13 protein-coding genes are annotated in these 20,607 nt (G+C 57.8%); 6 read left to right on the top strand and 7 right to left on the bottom strand.

The genetic code is table 11. The annotated features are described in order from the left end of the window. Positions 1-98 precede the first annotated feature (98 nt). The 6 genes from proA to imuA form a co-directional block, all read right to left on the bottom strand. A complete protein-coding gene (proA, locus tag P0D80_RS13095; protein ID WP_408284302.1) occupies positions 99-6,725 on the bottom strand; it encodes an anti-phage protein ProA in 6,627 nt (2,208 codons plus the stop codon). Between the two features lie 336 nt (positions 6,726-7,061). Then, positions 7,062-8,024, bottom strand: coding sequence for an SOS response-associated peptidase family protein (locus tag P0D80_RS13100; protein WP_408284305.1), 963 nt, complete (start codon positions 8,022-8,024; stop codon positions 7,062-7,064). A gap of 141 nt (positions 8,025-8,165) precedes the next feature. Further along, positions 8,166-10,565, bottom strand: a complete 2,400-nt coding sequence (locus P0D80_RS13105; RefSeq protein ID WP_408284306.1) for a DUF4238 domain-containing protein — start codon at positions 10,563-10,565, stop codon at positions 8,166-8,168. A gap of 278 nt (positions 10,566-10,843) precedes the next feature. Beyond that, entirely contained in the window at positions 10,844-13,993 is a 3,150-nt protein-coding gene (locus P0D80_RS13110; protein ID WP_408284308.1) for an error-prone DNA polymerase, read from the bottom strand. 6 nt (positions 13,994-13,999) lie between these two features. Continuing rightward, complete coding sequence (locus P0D80_RS13115) at positions 14,000-15,469, bottom strand: Y-family DNA polymerase (RefSeq protein WP_408284311.1); 1,470 nt, start codon at positions 15,467-15,469, stop codon at positions 14,000-14,002. Next, positions 15,399-16,106, bottom strand: coding sequence for a translesion DNA synthesis-associated protein ImuA (gene imuA / locus P0D80_RS13120; RefSeq protein ID WP_408284313.1), 708 nt, complete (start codon positions 16,104-16,106; stop codon positions 15,399-15,401). Before imuA ends, P0D80_RS13115 begins: the two co-directional genes overlap by 71 nt. Before the next feature lie 149 nt (positions 16,107-16,255). On the opposite strand from imuA, the gene P0D80_RS13125 reads away from it, so the two are divergent. The 4 genes from P0D80_RS13125 (at position 16,256) to P0D80_RS13140 (ending at position 17,905) form a co-directional block, all read left to right on the top strand. Continuing rightward, positions 16,256-16,465 (top strand): hypothetical protein, encoded by a 210-nt coding sequence (locus P0D80_RS13125; RefSeq protein WP_408284315.1) that lies wholly within the window; start codon positions 16,256-16,258, stop codon positions 16,463-16,465. Between the two features lie 72 nt (positions 16,466-16,537). Next, on the top strand, positions 16,538-16,756 hold the full coding sequence (locus P0D80_RS13130) for a hypothetical protein (RefSeq protein WP_408284318.1): 219 nt from the start codon (positions 16,538-16,540) through the stop codon (positions 16,754-16,756). Between the two features lie 264 nt (positions 16,757-17,020). After that, entirely contained in the window at positions 17,021-17,566 is a 546-nt protein-coding gene (locus tag P0D80_RS13135; protein ID WP_408284321.1) for a hypothetical protein, read from the top strand. A gap of 213 nt (positions 17,567-17,779) precedes the next feature. After that, positions 17,780-17,905, top strand: coding sequence for a hypothetical protein (locus tag P0D80_RS13140; protein WP_408284323.1), 126 nt, complete (start codon positions 17,780-17,782; stop codon positions 17,903-17,905). Between the two features lie 270 nt (positions 17,906-18,175). Here P0D80_RS13140 and P0D80_RS13145 read toward each other — a convergent pair whose 3' ends face one another. Continuing rightward, entirely contained in the window at positions 18,176-18,751 is a 576-nt protein-coding gene (locus P0D80_RS13145; RefSeq protein ID WP_408284326.1) for a TetR/AcrR family transcriptional regulator, read from the bottom strand. A 198-nt stretch (positions 18,752-18,949) separates the two neighbouring features. Here P0D80_RS13145 and P0D80_RS13150 point away from each other — a divergent pair, with 198 nt between their 5' ends. Both P0D80_RS13150 and P0D80_RS13155 read left to right on the top strand, forming a co-directional pair. Beyond that, positions 18,950-19,654 (top strand): glutathione S-transferase family protein, encoded by a 705-nt coding sequence (locus P0D80_RS13150; RefSeq protein ID WP_408284328.1) that lies wholly within the window; start codon positions 18,950-18,952, stop codon positions 19,652-19,654. A gap of 107 nt (positions 19,655-19,761) precedes the next feature. Next, positions 19,762-20,475: a glutathione S-transferase family protein gene (locus tag P0D80_RS13155; protein WP_086910364.1), complete on the top strand. Its 714-nt coding sequence runs from the start codon at positions 19,762-19,764 to the stop codon at positions 20,473-20,475. The last annotated feature ends 132 nt before the right edge of the window (positions 20,476-20,607 follow it).

A 20,607-nucleotide genomic window follows, 5' to 3' on the forward strand; every position in this document is an offset into this window, starting at 1 on the left:
TACCTTCGCCAGCGAACTAATGTCGCCTGTACGACAAGGAAAGATGCTGCCAGTTGTGCAGACGGCCGGACACCTGTCGTGCCGACCGTCGCATTGTTTTAGTCTTGGGCATCAACGTTCCGAAAAGAGGCCTTCGTCGCATCCGACCAAGCCATTTCCAGACGCGTTCTGCTGCCTGCGTTAAGTTTGCGAAGACCCACTTCACGGGCCATCGCCGGCACGCCAGACTCTTCGTCATGCCCTGCCTGCATCAGGTCGAATGCAAGCGCTCGAAGTTCGGCAAGCGAAATTTCATCGACCGACCGTGCGGTGCCGTCAACTGGCCGTCGGAATTGAATCTGCCCATCAGCAGATTCACCTTTAGTCCGGAAAAACGTACCCACATCTTCTGGGTCGCCGCTGAAGTGCTGTGACGCCAACCGGACGACCCTGTCCTGGATTTTTGCGCCTGTCCGAACCCAGCCATGCGCCCGCGCAATACGACGCGCCAGAACTTCGTCCCGTACCGGTCCTTCCACGCGTACGACGTGCTCAATCAACCGCAGAAGCGTTGGGTTATAGACGACGTCGAAGAACGCGTTGGCATCGACCGCGTATCCCTCAAGCGTCAAATCGACCTCCGTAAAACGCCCCTCAGCGGGGTCGCTAGAATGAACAACGGCGACGTTCCGAGCGTAGGTAACAGGAAGTGTGGCAGTGTCCGCTACCACTTTGACTTCGCTCGACAGGTGGATTGTCGCTTCTGCCGGCTGGCTCACCTGCTCATCCGGCATCGCCATTACGTCCGCGATGACTTGCTCCGCAAGGACTGTCGCCTCCTGCTCGGTCTTCGCTCGCTTCGCCCGCTGCTCGGCAAGCAACTCTTCGAGTTGACGATGAATCTTCTCGACGGTCCCCTGCATGTCAATCCACCAGTCGGTCGACCAGATACGCAGGATGTCCCAACCGAGGCCACGCAAGACCTGCTCGCGTAACTTGTCGCGGTCGCGGGCTGTTGCAGAACGGTGATACGTCGCACCATCACACTCAACGCCGGCAAGGTATCGTCCAGGTGCGTCTGGGTCGACTACACCCAAATCAATCCGAAATGCCGAAACGCCAACCTGCGGATGCAATGTCCAGCCCCGTTCGGTCAGCGCGTTCGATACAGCTTTTTCGAACGGGCTCTCGAAGTCCCCGACGCTACCTGTAACCGCCTCGCCAAGCGCGCGTGCGCCGCGGTCCGCAAACTCCAAGAAGTGCTTCAAGTCACGCACTCCGAGCGCCTGCGTTCTCGCCAAGTCCATCTGCTCTGGACGGAAGCTACCGAAGACTCGAAGTTCCTGCCTCGCACGGGTGATGGCAACATTCAGACGACGCTCCCCACCCTGCTGGTTCATCGGGCCGAAATTCATCGGCATGGTGCCGTCAACCCCCGGGCCATAGGTGGTTGAAAAATACATGATGTCCCGCTCATCACCCTGCACGCTCTCCAGGTTCTTTACAAACACAGGTTCAAGCTGCGTTTCCAGGAAGAAGTGCTCAATGGATGGGTCTTTGCGACGTTCTTCGTCGAGCAAGTCTTCGATGAGAGATTGCTGTTCAGAGTTGAACGTCACCACGCCGATGGTCAACCCACTGTCGCGGAAGCCGGGCGTTTTCATTTTGCCGACCAGGTCGGCTACCAGCGCTTTCGCTTCTGGCTTATTTGTTCGCGCCCCGCCGCGCTCGTATTGGCCATTCGCAACGTGATTGAAGCTGACGGCACGGTCGTTCGTGACCGGACTTGGGAATGTCACCAAGTCCCCGTCGTAGTAACGATGATTCGAGAATGCAATCAGACTTTCATGGCGGCTACGATAGTGCCACGATAGCTTCATCGTCGGGAGGTTGGCGCCGATACACTCCTCAAGAATGCTCTCAAGCTCAGTCTCGACATCCGTGTCATCAATGTCCGATTCCGCGCGGTCAAAGAAACTTGTCGGCGGCAATTGTTTTGGGTCGCCAACCATGATGACCTGCTTCGCACGCGCCATGGCGCCGATGGCATCCCATACTGGTATCTGTGAGGCCTCGTCGAAGATGACGACATCAAAGTTCGCCGTTTCGGCCGGCAGATATTGTGCAATCGACAACGGGCTCATCAGAAGACACGGCGTCAGGCGCATGACTGCAGTCGAGGCCTGGGACATCAACTCCCGGAGGGGCAGATGTCGAGTCTTCTTCTGCATCTCGTATCGCAGTAGGCCCCATTCAGAGCCCCGTGAGACACGGTCAGGTGAAGGATGTCCCGCCGACAACTGCGCACGCACCCACGCCTGAGTTAGGCCGATGAACCGTTCATCAAGCTCCCGGAAATCCCGAATGCGTTTTTCGTGCTCTGCGGAAACAAACGTGCGCAATACGTCGTCGACGTCGACGACCGCGTTCAACCACCATCGACAGTAATCAGTCTCAAACGCTTCCTTCACGCGCCCGAGTTGGATAGCGCCCTGTTCGACCCCAGCCACAACGGCGGCAAGTCCCAACGCGAGAGCCGCCGCGCGGGTCTTGCGCCATGCACACCAGGCGTTCAACCGATTCGAGCTGGCCAGGACATCGCTTGCACGCGCGGACAGTGCCGTTGGGAGGAGCGAACCAAGTGTCGCGCTATCAGACCCGGGCAGGCCGCTCGCGACCGTGAATTGGGCCACCGCCTGATTAAATGCCTGAAGCGCCTCGGCATACATACGTCCGGCACCCGCAATCGCTCCCGTTGGCTCAAGCAGAACATTGCTATCGCCCAGCAGATGGGCAATTGGGCTCTTTACTGCCGCCAGCGACTCGGGCGAACTTGCCAACAATGCGAGCGCTCCCGAAAGCGCCTCGAAGAAGCCGAGAGCTGGTTGGATGCCCTCCAGTTTTGTCTGCAAACCGTTCCAGAGTCCGTCGGTCTTTGCGGGAAGGTCGTCGAACTCCCTGAGTCGACCAGCAAGGGCAACCAGTTCGCGCATCTTCTTGAGGTCAGCCGCCGCGACAGCACCCGCACTGCTGCGCTCGATAACGCCGAAGCCCTCATCCTGCCAATGGCTGCTAGCCACTGCTGCTGCAAGCGCGCCCTGAAACACGAGGTATGTCTTCGCGACAACCAAATCCGTGTTGTATCCAGCCCAAACCCCGTCCGTCTGTTCTTCGAGTCCCGACAGGCGATTGATTACCTGGTCAATCTGACGGAGTTCTCTGATGCGGCCGAGGTCTTCGCGCGCCGTCTCGCCACACTGACCTCGGCTCACCGGGTCAAGTCCAACATCCTCCCAAGTCGCGCGTATGCGAGCCTGTTCGAGGGCAGACTGGAAACCAAGCGAAGCTCGCGCAACGTCGAGTTCGGTTTTTAGCCCCAGCCATGCGTTCGACGTCGGCAGCGACAGGTCGTCGAGAGCTTTGATTTCATCCTGAAGGGCATCAATCTGCTGGAGGCGTTCGATGTCACCGCCAATGTCTGGCTGGCCTCCGCCTGTCGACAGGTCCACGAGTTTCTTCGAAAGCGAGCGGCGGCGCATCATGCTCATCGGCCAGGACGAATCCTGCAGTTCCCGCCAATCGAGCTGGAGTTGCTGAACCGTTGCCGTCGGAATACCGTCTTTGTATTTGAGCGACAGTTGGTCAACCACGTCCTGGCGCTTTCGCAGGAGCTCAATGCCAACGGAGAGCCGCGACCTTAGCGATTCATTCCATGGCTGGGAAAGCTGCGAATGAAGTTCGTGATAGCGAGTGAGCTGAACGATACCTTGTCGTACATCCTCCAAGACCTGGTTGCCCCGCGGCGCCGAAAGCGAAGCGTGCAGCTCGCGGTGTCGTTCGACCAATGGTTTCGCGATGCGCAGGTTATCTGCAATTGTTTTTGCATCCGGACGCAGAACGAACTGCCAATCGTGTCCGGATGCAGATGGCAAAGTCGCAGCCAGGAGACGCAGGCCTTCCCTGACACGCGTATCGAGAACAGGCAACGGCAACCCTACGGCCGCCCTCAGTTGCTCGGTTGCAGCTTCAAAACGGGCAACCACTGGGCCAAGAGCGCGGGCCGAATCGAGCAGCGCGGCTTGCCACAGCGGCGACCATTCAGTTTGAACCACGTGAGCGAGCGGGCTGGACGTCAACTGCCCCTCTCCCATCACTTTCGCGTGAACATCTAGCAGCTCGGCCGTCTCGCGCAGCGTTCGCATAGCGACTGAATCGTGAACCCGAGCGGACGGCCATGACAGCTGCAGCACGGGCAGGTCATGCCCGGCGACAACGCGGCCGATTGCCTCATAGACACTGAGCCCGTTCGGGTATCTCAGATGCAGACGTTCAACATACCCATTCAACTGGTTGCGCAATCCCTCCAGTCGAGCGGCTTCTGCATGCCATTCATCGGGTTCCATGGCCGCAGCGGAATCCCACGAAATACGTAGCTGCTCGAGCACTTCCGTCTTACGTGCTTTGCTGGAATGCAATTCGAGGCAGAAGTTGCCAAGACCAACATCGGCGAGGCGCCGGTACACGACATCAAGCGCCGCCATCTTCTCTGAGACGAATAGCACACGCTTTCTTTCAGCCAGACACTGCGCAATCAGATTCGAGATGGTCTGGCTCTTCCCGGTTCCCGGGGGCCCAATTAGGACGAAGTCTTTTCCTTTGCTTCCCGCCACGACCGCGGAAAGCTGCGACGAATCGGCCGGCAATGGGCAGAAGGTGTTCTTCACCGGCAGTTCTGCGTCGAGCCGCCTGGCGTCAGGAAACTCAATCGTGCTCTCATAGGAATCGCGCGGCGTTTCAATGAGGTGCCGTACGACCGCGTTCTGTTTGAGCTGCTCGGTTCGCTCAGTCAAGTCCTTCCACATCAAATACTTCGCGAACGAGAACGTCGCGAGAACGACTTCTTCGACTACCTCCCAACCCTTGATGTCCTTGACCGCACTCGATACGGTCTTCCAGATTCCCGCGACATCCAGACCAGAATCATCCTTCGGCAGCTCGGTATCCTGGATGCCCAGCTCCAGTTCGAAATCCTGACGCAGCATCTCAATCAGCGTCGGATTAAAGCGCGGTTCGTCATCGTGCAGAGTCAGGCTGAACCCCGAGCGAGCGCTTCGCCGCTCGAGCGACACAGGAACAAGAATGAGCGGCGCGCGATACTTCTTGTCGTCCTTCGCTTCACGCGTCCAGGAAAGAAAGCCCAGCGCCAGATATAAGGTGTTGGAACCACCCTCCTGCAAGTTCGTGCGTGAGGTCCGAAAGAGCTCGACCAGACGGGTATCCATCTCGTCTTGCGAGAGCCCGACGAAAACTTCTTTTCGCTTCAATGCGTCAATCGCATGAGAACGACGAATGTTTTCACGCTCCCGGGCTTCGTGGATTGCCTGGCTACGTGGGTCGTTGCCATCCATCAGGTCGGGACGAGTGAGCAGCTTGATAGCATGGCCTTCTGCCAGAATATCTTCCAGTTGGCCTGGGTCTGGCGCTTCTAGTTTCAGCGATTTCCTGCCGGCCTTGAAACTGAGCAGGTTATTTCGAAGTGACAGGTCAAGCAGCTTCCGTTGCCAACGGGTCAGCCGGTCCTCCGGGCGTTCGACAGCCTGGTCGTCCGAGGAGCGTTCCAGTTCCTCAGGCAGTTCCGGGGCGACCTCGAGCCCTCTCTCAAGATTGACTCCTTCCGTTCCGACAGTCCCACGTTCAATCGCCTGCTCGCTGGCAAGCGGTTTGATACGCTGCAATCGCGCGCGCCGGATGTCGATGGCCAAGTGGAAATTCCGCTCCGCCTCTTCGGAAATTTGCTCCTCGCCGTTCGCGATAGCAAAGCTGAACGCCGGATGAGGGCGATGCGTAAGCATCGTCGACTCAAACAGCACCATTTCTTTCAGCTTCACACGTTTCCGAAGTGCCGTAACATCGTCGATAACAGACGTCGAAAATTCTTCTGCTTTCAGCCAAACGCCTGGGAATGCGTGTCCATCCGTGAAGATGAGCACTGCGTTCAGACCCGCCTGTTCGAGCGCAGCGCAGACAAACAAAGCGAGGTCGAGACAGGTTCCGAGACCCGAATCGGCAATCTGGCTTGGGCTACGGACCTTCTGCCCCATCTGTTCGAAGCTTGCTGGTGGCACCGCATAGTCGATGCCCATCGACCCTATAGCGCTCCAGATTGCCGACGCCAATTCCCACGCGCGCCGAGCGCCTTCCTGGTAGCCGTTAATAGCACCCGACTTGCCTGCTTTATGAAGGACGTCCGCGGCCTTCTTCAAGACCCGCTCCACCGCCTGTTCGTTTGGTTGAACGAATGCCGCAACCATATCGGGGAGAGCCGATAGGCCGCCCCACTGGTTACGTGGCAATAATTCGACGGTTGTCTCAAATGAAGCAAGCTCAACAGGATTCTCCAACCCCGCCGTCAGCTTGAAAGTAATGAGTGCCTTTTCCGACTCGGTCAGCCGGCCGAGAAGCGCTCCGTCCAACGACAGGTCGAGGTCGCTGATACGCACATCTTTTCCGGTAGCGACGTGGTCGAGGTGCCATGTCTTCGGCTTGAAAAATGACGGCTCGGAGGATGCGGTAAGCCTCAACTCCTTGATGTCATCGGTCGTCTCATTGGCAAGCGAGAGCTCGTGGACAACCGGAATGGCATTCTGGAAATCGGCCAGATTTATTTGGCCAGCGAGCGTGGCTTTAATCTGCACGCAACGTGGCTCCTCCGGCGTTTCTGCCGGCTCAACAATAGTCTCGTCCATCTGGCCCCCAAAGCCTTCCGCTTGTACGTCTTCTCTCAGTTTGATTTTGCCGCCGACCCGCCCTGCCCTATGCACCGAACAGGCGCCCAGAATATGGCCTTTTTATGGAATCGAGTAATGCCATCCCGGACCGGAGTCGCGCCCCGTCGCATAATCTCACATTGGCCGAGAAACTAGCGATGGCGTATATCAAAAAAGCCGCGGGCGTCATCCGCACATAGCCCAGTTTAAAACGCGTTAATTTTGTCGACGAGCACCTGAATACCGAATAGAAGCAGACCGCAAACGATTGCGGACACCCATTGAGGTTTTCACGATTCCATCCTGTGCTGCACGTCAAGCAGCCAGTCGGTGTTCATAGAAAGGCCGGTCCCTGTCGTCAAGTATTGCGTACGAAGCCTCAAGGTCAGACGCGTCCGGGTTCAACCACGCGTCCACATTCTCATGCTTGATGGGAACGATGCACCGGTCGTGGCCTGCCGCCGCGACTTCTGGTGGCGGCTCGTCAGTGATGGCCGCAAACGAGACTAAGTCTGGCTCGCCAGGAGCGGTCCATCGAGACCACAGGCAGGCGACGAGCATCAACTGTCCGTTACTCGGGCGGAACTCCAGAACGATGTTTTCGTCTTTCTCATGAGTCTCGCTTAAGGTTCCTTCGAACTTTGCCTTGCTGACATTCTCGTAGAACACATCGACGAGAACGACGCCGTGCGTGTAGCCAAAGCACGGCTTCCAGAAGCCTTCAAGGTTGTCGCGACGGGCGTTGTAGGTTCCGGGATACTTCACGTCGTAAGACGCGGGCTTGCCCGCGATGCGGCATTGGTAGCGCATCGGCTTGACAACAAGTCGACCGTTCTCCATGACCATGACAGGCGCGTAGTGCCCGGGGAAGATGCGCGAGTCTTTCGGCTTGGGCTCGGTGCGCTGCATATCGTCGAGTTTGCCGCGCGTCCATGCGATTTTATCGGTGGCGATTCGCTGGCTCTCGGTCGCTGCCTTGGTCACCTTTGTCTGCAGTGACCGTTCAGCGTCAGCTAACCTCTTGCGTTGCTTGAACAGCTCCTGTTCGAGCTTATTCGTTTGGTCGCGAATGAATTTGTCGATAAAGATTTTGATGTCGCGCCCGGAGTCCGTCTGTGGCGCTGCAAAGGCGTCCTCCATTGCTTTCGGTATTTTCGCCTTGCTGACACCCTCCGCGCGCTCGAAGAACAGCCGCGCAAATTCGTCGATGTCCATGAGAGCACCAAACGTTCGCACGAACTTCCGGTAGTCAGCCTGAATTTGAGCCGAATAGCACATGACAGTTCTCCAGTTAAAGCGGCGTGAACAATCGAGAAACTATCACATCCTGATTATCGGAGGCCAAGAGGCCGAAAACAGTAGTGAACGCGAAGCCGGCAACGGACTCCATACCGCCGCCGTACTAATCGCCGGGGCAGGTCAAGTTAACTCTACAAAGAACGCTGCGGGGACGGGCTGGATATGATGTGCCTGCCCGAATGTAAGCAGGTGTCGCCAAATTGCAGTCCTGTGGAAACCTCCGATTGGAAACGAGGCAAGCACCCGAGCCGACGCACTGCATGCCGAGGCTGCTGACTCGACTTCGGTCGTTTTGCCTGCTTTTTCGAGTCGCACTGCCAGTTGTGACATCCAAGCGGAGTCGAGATGCTCGCGAGCAGATGAAACGATGTCCCTCATGACGGCTCGCAACGGCTCGAACTTGCCGCTCGCCCTAGCATCAAATATCGCTTCTGCTTCCAAATCCACGGGTATCTCGATGGACTGGCATGCTTCCACGACGGGTTTAAGGTCCCTGGCAGTTTGTCCTAGATGTTCTGTCGCGTGCCGATGAGCGTGTTGCCATAGCGAGTGATAGTCCGTGTACAAAACAGCGCCAGTTAGCGCAGCAAAAAAGACTCCGGATTCAAGAGCAAACCCCTTTTGGATTAGGAAGCTTTCGCACTTTCCTTCGCTGGCTGGCTGCAACACCGCATAAGGGTCTTGAGCAATCGCTTCTTTCGTTGCGGTGACCAATTTGGCGATTTCCTCAGGGGTACTCGTCTGCCGCTCAGCCTTGAAGTGAGATGCCAAGGCTCCCTCTGGCATTCGATTTATCGCAATCAGCGACTTGTACCTCGATAGTGCAAGTCGCGCGTAGTCCTCGCGAGCGACGATTTCTTCTGTGCCGCTAGTCCGGGCTTCCGCTGCTTTCATTGATGATTGCGCAAACTCAAAATCGTAGTCCCCGATGTCGGGAACTACATGGACCATGCCGCATTCGATAAAGGGCCATAGAGAGAGTATCAACAAGACATTCTCTACGGTGTTGACCTTGTAGGAATCTGGTGATTGTATTGGGTTGAACTCAGGCCGAACGATGGCGGGATTCATGAACGGATTGGCTATAACAATTTCGTCGAAGAAGGAGAGCATGCAAACAACGACACTGCCGGCCATCCGTGCATCGAGTGTCCCCATATAGACGGCACGAAAAGTATCGTTGCAAGGTCTAGGCAGCAATTCTGGCAGGTTCGTATCTGCCGGCCAAAGAGCGGCCAGAGTTTCGTGGATTTGCTTAACTTGGTCGTTGCTAATGTCCTTTCGAACGTCTTCCCATGTCTTGTCCGCGTCAAGGCCGAGGATGTGCTCGATTGACTGGCAAAACATCAAATTTCTCTCCCGTATTCCGAATACCTCCCAGGTGGGACGCTGTTCCAGCGGAATATCTTGGCAACATTGCGCGTAACTTCGGCCGCTGCCACAACCACAGGCGTCGTCCGGCCCCAAGTCGGTTCGGACGTCTCTCCTGCGCAGGTATTTGTGTGCGCCCGACGTTCGGCCGTAAGCGTCTTGGTAATGGACATGCCCATCTTCGAACTTGATGAACATTTCGCCGCCAAACTCCCAAAGATGGTCTTTGGGGAGAAGAACATCCTTAATCGTTTCCCAAGGGCCGGTGAACACCTGTTCCGGATACAACCATTCTTTATTCGCCGCTGCGACGTAGCGTTTCGCTCCTGCTTTGAGCACTAGGTTGATAGCGGCAACATCGTCTCGCGTCAGAGCGCGCGTTCGTATGTGCGCATGAGAGTGCACGTAGCCAGTCCCACGAAAGCGCGCGTTGGTTCGCTTCGAGGTAGGTATGCCCGCGTCCGGATTTTTCGCGTATTCGAGGTGCGTCAGTATCAAGCAGGTGTTTGCGTCCAGCGGGAATATAGTCTGCGTTCCGGCGAGTTCGACGCGAGCCGAGTTTGGGTACTCGCACTCTTTCGCGCTCGGAGGCAGTGCAGGGTTGTATGTTGTCACCGGATTGTCTGTCAGAAGGAACTTAACGTCCGATGCGTGAGCAGTGACAATCTCGCGTACTGACTCTGCCCACATCTGGCAATACATCGTGCGCAGACCCTGCATCTCCTGCATCAGCTCGACATGACTGAGTTTCGGGTATGACGCTCTTATCCAGTCGAGTCCCTTGGGCGTTCTTAGCTTCTGCGCATCCAGATACGAAAAGAAGTCCTGGAACACGTGGTGCATTTCCACGGGGTCGCCACGTAAAAAAGCGCCCACAGCGTCAGCACCCTTAGCATCGATTGGTCCAAAAAGAAGTCGCTCAATCTCATCGTTGACGTTTTCGCCAAAGAAGGTCGTGTACAAATCCAGTTCGTGAAAGCAGCGTTTGGTACCCCAGTGCTGAATCGGCGATTGTGTAGGTACGATGCGACCATCTGCTAGCGTCTTGGTCTCCGGGTGCTTGTCCAAGACCACAAATTTTGACGCACCCGGTGCGAGGAATCCGCATTGATACCACTGGGGAACGTAATGATTGACTCTAGTCGGCATGCAGCGTGCTCCAAACCATTCTCATGCGGAATTTATTCATGCCGTTCTCGCACTCAAGGTACTCCGTCATCCGCAAATAAATTGGGCAACGACTTTAATAGAACTCCAAGCCACCAAGAAAGAGTGCCCCTAAGCATCTGAAGTTTCAGGCCCTCAGGACGTTGGTCACCCGCCTTCGTCGACCCCAATCAATCTATGCTATCAGTCGATGATAAGCCATAATTTTCTCAATTGATGCGGTCGTTTAACTGAAGTTATGCGTCCCTCTACATTCAGGCTCAACAAAAATCTCGACTCGTGCTCGTCAATCCACCGAGCAGATGAGACATGTCAACAAGCTTCTGCGCGACCAGATGTCGAACCTCTCCCTGGCATTGCCACGTCCCATACACTGCAAGCAAGGATGCCCCAAGCGCCTCCTTCCTCTGCTTTTCTAGCAAGCTCGGCCAGACAATCACGTTGAGGTTGCCCGTCTCGTCTTCGAGAGTCACAAACATCACGCCCTTTGCTGTGCCTGGCCGTTGACGGACCGTCACAAGCCCGCAGCCTCGTGCCAACCGGCCGTCGCCATAGCTGCGCAGTGTCGACGCCGGCATCAACCGGTTTGCGAGCAGTTGCGGCCGAAGCAGTTCCAGTGGATGCCGTCCTAACGTCAACCCTACAGACCTGTAGTCGGCAACTATGTCATTCGCTTCGGTCGGCGCGCCCAACTGCGGTGTCTCGTCCTGGACCGCCGCTACGGCAAGCATGTCCTTGTCAGGCACGGCAGCAACCGATTGCCATAGAGCCTCCCGACGATTACCAGCAAGCGAAGCGAGCGCGTTGGCGTCCGCAAGTGAATGGAGGTCCTTTCGGTCAAGCTGCGCTCTGCGGGCCAGGTCAGCGACGGTTTCGAATGGACGCACGGCCCTGGCATTTTCAACCCGCTCTGCGGCGCCGTCCTTCATGCCGCGCAGCAGCGACATGCCGAGTCGGACCGCTGGGCGGTCGTTGTCGGGCAGCGGCACCAAGACAGAGTCCCAGCCGCTGACAGTGACGTCAACAGGCAGCACCTTCACGCCGTGACGTTGTGCGTCCTGCACAAGCTGTGACGGCGAATAGAATCCCATAGGCTGACTGTTGAGCATCGCCGCAAGGAATGCCTCTGGCTCATGGCACTTAAGCCAGCTACTCGCGTACACCAGGAGCGCGAAACTGGCGGCATGGCTTTCCGGGAAGCCGTACTCACCGAAACCCTGGATTTGCTCGAAGATGCCTTCTGCGAAAACCTGGTCGTAACCGCGCTCCTGCATCCCGTTGACGATACGGTCATAGTATTTCTCGAGACCACCTTTCCGCTTCCAGGCGGCCATAGCCCGTCTCAACTGGTCTGCCTCGCCAGCTGTAAAACCGGCAGCCAGGATGGCCACCTGCATGACCTGCTCCTGAAAAATCGGGACCCCGAGCGTCCGCCCAAGCGCTGTCTTCAGCGCCTCACTCGGATACGTCACGGGTTCAAAGCCTTGACGACGTTGCAGGTAGGGATGAACAGCACCACCTTGAATCGGCCCCGGCCTGACGATGGCCACCTCAATGACCAGGTCATAAAAGGTGCAGGGCTTCATGCGCGGTAGCATGCTCATCTGTGCGCGCGACTCAATCTGGAACACGCCGACGGTGTCAGCGGCGGAAATCATCTCGTATGTCTTGGAGTCCTCAGGCGGAATGTCCTGCATTTCGAATCGCTCGCCGCGCTGCTCCGACACGATGTCCAGCGCGCGGCGGATGGTCGACAGCATGCCAAGCGCAAGCACGTCAATTTTCAGCAGACCAAGCGCTTCAAGGTCGTCCTTGTCCCACTCGATGACGGACCGGTCCGCCATCGCCGCATTCTCGACAGGGACAAGACGCGTGAGCTTGCCGCGACTGATAACGAAACCACCTGAGTGTTGCGACAGATGGCGTGGAAAGCCAAGGAGCTGGGAAGCGAGTCGCGCCCACGCCTGGATGAGCGGCTTCTCCGGGTCGAGCCCAGACTCGGCGAACCGCTTGAGCAGGTCTTGGCTCGTGTCGAACCAGTGATGACTCTTCGCGACGAGGTCGACAATCTGTGAGTCAACGCCAAGTGCTTTGCCCGTCTCACGCAATGCGCCCCGTGGCCGGTACGTTGAAACCGCCGCGGCGATAGCAGCGCGGTCACGGCCATACTTGCGATAGATGTACTGGATGACCTCTTCGCGCCGCTGATGTTCGAAGTCGACGTCGATGTCTGGAGGTTCACCGCGCTCCTTGCTTATGAACCGTTCGAACAGCATGTTGCCGCGCGCAGGGTCGACCTCGGTAATGCCGAGGCAATAGCAGACCGCCGAATTGGCGGCCGAGCCGCGGCCCTGGCAAAGGATGTGCTGGCTGCGCGCAAAGCGCACGATGTCGTAGACAGTCAGAAAGTACGGTTCGTATTCGAGGTCGGCTATGAGTTCAAGCTCGTGCTCAATCTGCCCCTGTACGTTGTGCGGGATGCCAGATGGAAAGCGTCGCTGCGCGCCGATGTATGTTTCCTGTCGAAGATAGGCTTTCGGGGTGATGCCGGCGGGTACCAGTTCGTCCGGATATTCATAGCGCAGCTCGTCGAGCGAGAACGTGCAGCGGCTCGCAATATCGACGGTCGCTGCGAGTGCTTCTGCCGGGTATAGGTTCGCGAGGCGGAGTCGCGAGCGCAGATGTTGCTCGGCATTCGGCGCAAGGTCGTAACCGCATTCGTGTACTGGCCTACCGACCCGGATAGCGGTCATCGTGTCCTGCAGTGGCTTGCGCGAGCGCACATGCATAACGACATGCCCCAGAGCCACCACAGGTACATCGAGGCTGCGCGCGATGAACTCGACCGAGCCACGGTGAATGTCATCCATGGCGCGTTGATGAAGCACCAACCCGACCCAGGCGCGGCCAGTAAATGTATCGTCCAGCCACTCGACCTGTGCAGCAAGGACATCCTCGTTGGCCGGGAAATCCGGCACAAGGATGGCGAGGCAGTCCGGCATCCCGCGAAGGTGTCGATATTCCTTCTCTGGACGCGAGAGGTCCTGTGGCGTCAGGCGATACTCGCCCTTGGTTGCCCGGGTGCGCGCGAGCGAAATCAGTTCAGACAGGTTGCCGTACCCCTCGCGGTTTCTGGCGAGCAGGATAATTCCGAATGCAGGCGAGCCGTCGGCATTGACCAATCGGAAGAACGAGCCGACGATAAACGGCAGCTTTGCTTCCTTCGCGGCGACGTGCGCACGCACCACACCGGCTAGCGAACATTCGTCGGTGACGGCCAATGCCGAATAGCCAAGCTGTGCCGCGCGCTCGGAGAGCTCTTCCGCATGAGAAGCGCCATGCAGGAAGCTGAAATTCGAGAGGCAGAAAAGCTCGGCATACGCCGGCAGGACATTGAAGATGGTGTCCATGGCGCATCAGCCGAACAGTCCGTGAAGAAACCACCGCTGCTCTTCCTCCGCGTCGCGGCTGCTGACACGCTCGCGATATATCCAGTAGCAACTCTGGTCTTCCGCCTGTGCAACGAAATAATCGCGGGTCACAAGCTCACCATCAAACCAGCCAGCCTCAATGCGTTCGCCGGGAGACACCATCCTCAATGGAGACCCATAGAAGGGGCGATGCTGACGCATCAGCAGCCGCACCGGACTGTCCAGCATCCATGTCGGTCTCGGCAGACCCTGCGGAAGTGCTTCCTGCTTCGACTTGTGTGTCACCGGCACCCACCGGTTGGCGACCTCCGGGCGATGGTCGGCAGTCGGCGCGGGCCGAAGAACGTTGTCCTCTCCGAGCCGCGCAACAAGTAACTCGAGGAGCCGCGCATGGTCTTCCTTCGAACCTCCCGGCTCCGGGAATAGCGTGTCAGATGCCGGCGCTGCGGATTCCACTCTGGACGCATCGAGTCGCAGCGCGATGACCGGTGCAGCCAGTTCAATCCGGTGCAACCGCTCCTTCAGTAGCCTGACGAGGTGCTCCTCCTTCCAGGTTGGCTCACCAAGTGCAATGTCGATGGTTGTCGGCTCGATAGCGTCGCGCCCACGTTCATGCTCGAGCAGCAGCTTGACCGCCGTTACCGCGAGCTGCTTGGCGCAAAGCCAGCCACACAATTGCACGATGAGTCGATGCGCACCGAACACTGCGCCGTCAGCATGCTCGAGACGGTCCGGCATTTCGATACGTGCGGAGAAAGTGGGCGGCAGCTCGAGCCAGTCAAAGAGTTCGGGCGCGGTGCCGAATGCGCGGTCGAGCGAATCGAGCAGACGCTCACCACATCGCCGCTGCAGGCCGGCGCGTGGCAGGCGTCTTACATCGGCGATGGTTTCGCACCCGAGCCCGGAGAACCAGTCTCCGAACGGACGAACCTCAGGAACGGCCATCATCGGCAAAGCGGCTAGTCGTTGTTCAAGGGAAGCCAGCTTGAGTACGCGCCGGTTTCCGAACTTCGCCAGGAGCCATCCACCCTGGCCGGTGGGCGCAGCGCTGATGCGGGCGGTAAGCCCGAGTGTTCCGAGAACGGACTTCGCTTCCCGACACAACGCGAGCAACCCGCCAAAGAGGCGTAGACTCGCGCCGACTTCAACCACGACGGTCGCTTCGTCAAGCAAGGCGACCTCCGGTGAGAAGCGCATCAGGGCAACACCCACCTCGCGCTGTGCCGCCGCTTCCCTGGCGGCATCGCGTTCATGCATCTCCGTTTCCGACGACAGTGTCAGGACTCCGCCGCGCTTCATCCCGAGGCGCACGCCAGCTGCGCGAGCCGTGCTGTCTGTGATGACCACTTTGTCTTTCTCCAGTACAGCGCTTCCGTGCGCGGGCTCAGATGACCACTTCGGTCGGAACACCTCGAGCGGCAACTTCGGCAAGTGGACGGCGAGAAAGACGCGCATGTCGGGAAAGCAATACAGGAGTGGGTTGAAGGGGAATCGACAGAGGCTCTGCGCGCGCTGGCCCTCGTCGTTTCACAATGTCAACGGTCAGACCGTCGGCGGATGGTCTTAAAGCGAGCCGCAAAAGCGCGGGCGATGAGTCCTGTGCCGCTGCCAGAGGCCTGACCATCACGAAAAGTGTTTCGGATGACTGCGCCGCTAAATGCAGGCGTCGCAGCGATGAGGCCTGCGCGTATTGCGCCCAGAAGATGAGCGCACCGCAACTGCCTGCCCGCAGAATCTGCTCCGCCGACCAGAGCGCATCGGCGGTCTTCTGCGCTTTCACCCGCAACACCTGGTCAATGGGAAGCCCGATGTAGCTGAGTCCAAGCCCGTCCGGGGTGTGCGGCGGCTGCACAAACGCCACAGGGCGGTTGCCCGAACCACTGAGTGCCGGGCGCAACAGTCGCAATTCACCGACCCCGGCCTGCTGCACCATCAGGTCGATGAGCGCACCGACTGGCCAGCCCCCGCCGGGGAGCTCGGCCGACAGCGCGGGATAGCCGGTCTCAACGACCCGCCCACGGCCACGCGCGAGCTGGGACGCACGCCACAAGGACGGGTGTATCTCTTCGGCCGTGACGGTAGCGGTGGACATATGGCAACAAAAAAACCTGTATATTTATACAGTATCGTACACGCAAATTCGTAGGCGTGAACTGTCACTTTTATTTGAGGAACGACGGCCGTGCGTCATCCATCGCTCGGCCTCATGTCCTGCTTCCATTGCTCAGAGGAGGTTCCACCATGAGAGCAGATGAATGGGTTCGGGAGGCCGAACGCGAATCGAAACTTGTGGATGCCTTGTACAAGGCACGTAGTCTGATTTCGATGCACAACGGCATGACCGTGCGGTGCGACGGCGAGGAATGGCCGCTCGATTTCGGCCAGGAGCTGAAGATGATTGACGCCACATTGAAGATGGCCGGAGTCGAGACTCAACGCCTCAAGCAGTAGCTGCTTGCCGAGTCGCGCGAACTCGGGCAATCACCGGGAAGAATCGGTTCAGAGGTCCTTCGAGGTCAGCAGATGCAAACTGAGAAATACGGTGGATACACGCTGTGGGGTCATGCCATCTTGCAGCAGGAAGGCATCCCACAGCCGGCGAAATTCGCAGGAAGCGGCACGGTCACGCGCGACACCAAGGTCGTCGAGGTATCCGGGGTACTCGGCGCTTTTGATAGTGACGAAGAAGCAGACTTGGTAGGCCTTTCGTGGTGTCGAGCGTGGGTAGATAGCCACGGCTAGCGAGGAGGTCGCGGCAACCGCGCTTCGGTTTGCGTAGAACTCGCCTTGCACAATTAGGGTCATCAATCTATAACGGACTCGGGTACCGCCGTCCGTGTCGCATTTTTCGCGTGGTGCTCGTCCCGTGAATCGGAGGTGCCCATGTACTGTGCTCGGAGAACGGTTGCTACGCTCGTCGCCGTGTCGGCATCGTCGCTCATATCAACAACTCATGCCGAGTCCAGTCTCAGCTACTTAGGAGACGCGACAAATGCCATCTACTCCTTGAACGGCAATTCCAGCCCAGAGGAAGTTGCGAAGGCTTATTCGCAAGGATGCACCGCATTAAAACGCTTGAGCGACGACCAATCTTTCAAAAAGGCGCTCCACAAGAAAGCCGGAAAATCCGGAGGCACTGAACAGCGCGAAGCTCTCCAAGCAGCGCGTACTTTCGCCGGAAGTTTTGTCGACTCGGAGTCAGGCGCGCTGAAACAAATTGGCGTGAGCGATGATGCTGCCAAACAGGTCCTCCATAGAGCATACGACTTCCGGAAGGACATAACTGACAAGCCAGACCCCAATCTCATTGAAAGGGACATCACCGATACACGGGATGTTGTCTGCAAGGCGAGCGCGCAGGCGTCGGCTTCTTTGCAGGATGCGAAGAACCGAAATCGATGGGAACTGATTGCCTTGGGATTCGGTGGCGTAGCCCTTATAGCGGCTGACGCCGGGTCCGAGATTCCATCGGGCGGCTTAGCCACCGCTTCATTCGGACTTGGCGTGGGAATGGTTGGAACGTTTCTGAGCAAAACCACGAAGGAGTGGTGAGAGCGATGCAACGTTGAGCGTCAATAGGTAGCCTTCCAGCCTGACGGTGTGCGCTACGCATTTGAACTCTTTTCGCTGTCGGCTCGGCGTGAGGCACTCGTCGGCGTCCGCCTGTTCAGCCTTGTGTAGCGTTCTTCACAAGCTAGCATCCAAGAGGCCCAACGAGATTCGAAGCTTGTCGACGCACTGTACAAGGCGCGCTACCTCATATCGATGCACAACGGCATGACCGTGCGGTGTGATGGTGAGGAGTGGTCGCTCGATTTCGGCCAAGAACCGAAGATGATTGACGCTGCATTGAAGACAGCCGACATCGACGCCGGGCGGCTCAAGCAGTAAATTCATTTTCGGCGCCCAAATTTTGTGAGACGTCGTACGTTCATCTTGCGGCACGGAATCATCCTGAAACCGGGACGGTTCGCAGCAAGCAAAACGACGCGAAGGGCCGCTCCCTAGCATGTCCGTCGCATCGGAACCACTATTTTGGCGCATTTGCGCGACCGATGTCCGCGCCGGCCTCGGACGACACCGTTTCACGTTCAGATGCGGTTTTAGTGCATCCCGGAATGATTGGACTTGTCGCTTGTGGTGCGCAGGTCAAACAAGCCGCTAGCTTGGAAGAAGACCGGCTTTACGATAGTCCTCCACCAGCGAATCGTAGGCCGCTATATCAGCGCGCCCCCTCGCCATGAGCTGCGCGCCAGAAATGGCGGCGTAAATGGCGCGCGCGCGGCCTGCGCTTTCCTCGGGCTTCACCACCCCGGCGGCAACGAGCACTTTCGCCAGCCAACTGATGTTCACATCGGCGAACCTCTGAACTTCCTTCTTCACCATGTCCGGCAAGTCATCATATTCAGCGGCCATGAAGCTGCATAGACACATGCGATTGTCGTTCTGCAGAGCCGTCCTGAATGTATCAGGGTATCCGCGCAAGCTGAGAATCGGGTCGTCGGTGGCAGACAGTCGCGCGTCGAGCATCACGGCAAACTGCTCCGCATAACGTTTAGCCACTTCGGCGCCCAGCTCGGCCTTTGTGGGGAAGTGATGGTAGATGCTGGCGGCCTTGATGCCGACTTCCGCCGCGATGTCACGGAAGTTCAGCCCGCCGTACCCGTGCGCCCCCGCGACCTTTGTCGCGGCAGCAAGGATGTTCTCCCTCGAATTTGAACCGCCTTCAGTTTTCACCGGCGCTACCTCTTTTTGCAAAATGTGTTGACAGTCTCAATTCTATCTCATAAAGTCCATCCTACCAAGTGGCAGGTAGCCTTTCTTGGTGGTGAGCACCCGGCAACGCGAGTTGCTTTTTTTGCACCGCACCAATCTACCAAGTGGCAGGTAGCCTACTTCGTAGAAATGAGTCCTATAACCCTCAGGAGTCGCACCATGTCGTCCAAACTTCAAGTCTTCACTTCGCCCTCTGCCTTCCCCAACCCGCAGCGCCTGCGGCTCTTCATGTACGAGAAAGGTATCGCCGAGCAGTTCAACGAGACGATTTACGATATGACGCCGGTTGGCGAGCAGCGCGGCTGGCGGCACCTGAAGATGAATCCGTGGGGTGAAACGCCGACGCTCCAACTGGCCGACGGCAGCTTTATTTCGGAGACGGCGGCCGTGGTTCGCTATCTCGACCAGACTTTCCCGGGCCGGAAGATTATGGGCGAGACCCCGCTGGAGCAAGGCCTCGACAACATGTGGGACAACCGCATCTGGGTTCACATCCTGTACCGAATCGTCACGGCCTTCCACGTGCTGCACACCGGACTCGGTTTCAAACTTGAACTGACGAAGAACGAAGCATGGGGTGAACACAGCCGCAAGGAAGCACTCGCCCATGCGGCCCTGGTCAACCAGCATCTGTCGGATGGGCGCGACTGGCTACTCGGCGGCGACGAACCCACCTTCGCCGACATCACGCTGGCAACTGCAATCGCGTTCTCCAAGTTCCCGGTGAACGCCACCCCGCTTGATGAGCGTTTTGAGTTCCTCGACGCGTACTGGAAGCGCTGGCAACAACGCCCGAGCTTCAAGGCTGGCTATGCCGACCGTCAAAGCGGCATTCCAGAGCTCGACAATCCCCCAAACCTCTAAATCGATTCCGCACCAAGTCAGGTCACTTTTTTTTCCGCAAATATTCTACCAAGTGATTGGTAGCCTGTTTGTGGGACAGAATTCCCCTTAATCCTAGGAGCCATACCATGTCACCAACTTCTTCCAAACTTCGAGTCTTCACTTCGCCCTCCGCATTCCCCAATCCGCAGCGCCTGCGGCTCTTCATGTACGAGAAAGGCATCGCCGAGCATTTCGACGAGACGATTTACGATATGACGCCGGTTGGCGAGCAGCGCGGCTGGCGGCACCTGAAGATGAATCCATGGGGCGAAACGCCGACGCTCCAGCTGGCGGACGGCAGCTTTATTTCAGAGACGGCCGCTGTGGTTCGCTATCTCGACCAGACTTTCCCGGGCCGGAAGATTATGGGCGAGACCCCGCTGGAACAGGGCCTCGACAACATGTGGGATAACCGTATCTGGGTTCATATCCTCTATCGGATAGTCACGGCTTTCCACGTGCTGCACACCGGGCTCGGTTTCAAGCTTGAATTAACGAAGAACGAGGCTTGGGGTGAACACAGCCGCAAGGAAGCACTCGCCCATGCAGCACTGGTCAACAAGCACCTCTCAGACGGGCGCGAATGGTTGCTCGGCGGTGACGAACCCACCTTCGCCGACATCACGCTGGCCACCGCAATCGCGTTCTCCAAGTTCCCGGTGAACGCCACCCCGCTTGACGAGCGTTTCGAGTTCCTGGACGCGTACTGGAAACGCTGGCAACAACGCCCGAGCTTCAAGGCGGCCTACGCTGACCGTCAGAGTGGTATCCCTGAACTGGACCATCCACAAGGAAAGTAAAGCAAACAGCAGGGAAGGAGCTCTCCGGGATAGCCACAAAGATAAATAGAAACAGTGTGTCCTGCTAAATCAGAGATGCTCCAACCAGCACGCGTCACGCGTATGTATGCACGATTTTTTACCGCAAGAGAT

Origin of the sequence: Paraburkholderia sp. RL17-373-BIF-A (assembly GCF_046030175.1) — a bacterium.
In the GTDB taxonomy this organism is placed as follows: domain Bacteria; phylum Pseudomonadota; class Gammaproteobacteria; order Burkholderiales; family Burkholderiaceae; genus Paraburkholderia.

What these genes read in the sequence shown, in the direction of transcription:
- P0D80_RS13140 (WP_408284323.1), top strand. Translation starts at nt 17,780, where the DNA reads ATGCACAACGGCATGACCGTGCGGTGTGATGGTGAGGAGTGGTCGCTC.
- imuA (WP_408284313.1), bottom strand. Translation starts at nt 16,106, where the DNA reads ATGTCCACCGCTACCGTCACGGCCGAAGAGATACACCCGTCCTTGTGG.
- P0D80_RS13150 (WP_408284328.1), top strand. Translation starts at nt 18,950, where the DNA reads ATGTCGTCCAAACTTCAAGTCTTCACTTCGCCCTCTGCCTTCCCCAAC.
- P0D80_RS13100 (WP_408284305.1), bottom strand. Translation starts at nt 8,024, where the DNA reads ATGTGCTATTCGGCTCAAATTCAGGCTGACTACCGGAAGTTCGTGCGA.
- proA (WP_408284302.1), bottom strand. Translation starts at nt 6,725, where the DNA reads ATGGACGAGACTATTGTTGAGCCGGCAGAAACGCCGGAGGAGCCACGT.
- P0D80_RS13125 (WP_408284315.1), top strand. Translation starts at nt 16,256, where the DNA reads ATGAGAGCAGATGAATGGGTTCGGGAGGCCGAACGCGAATCGAAACTT.
- P0D80_RS13115 (WP_408284311.1), bottom strand. Translation starts at nt 15,469, where the DNA reads ATGCGCGTCTTTCTCGCCGTCCACTTGCCGAAGTTGCCGCTCGAGGTG.
- P0D80_RS13155 (WP_086910364.1), top strand. Translation starts at nt 19,762, where the DNA reads ATGTCACCAACTTCTTCCAAACTTCGAGTCTTCACTTCGCCCTCCGCA.
- P0D80_RS13105 (WP_408284306.1), bottom strand. Translation starts at nt 10,565, where the DNA reads ATGCCGACTAGAGTCAATCATTACGTTCCCCAGTGGTATCAATGCGGA.
- P0D80_RS13110 (WP_408284308.1), bottom strand. Translation starts at nt 13,993, where the DNA reads ATGGACACCATCTTCAATGTCCTGCCGGCGTATGCCGAGCTTTTCTGC.
- P0D80_RS13130 (WP_408284318.1), top strand. Translation starts at nt 16,538, where the DNA reads ATGCAAACTGAGAAATACGGTGGATACACGCTGTGGGGTCATGCCATC.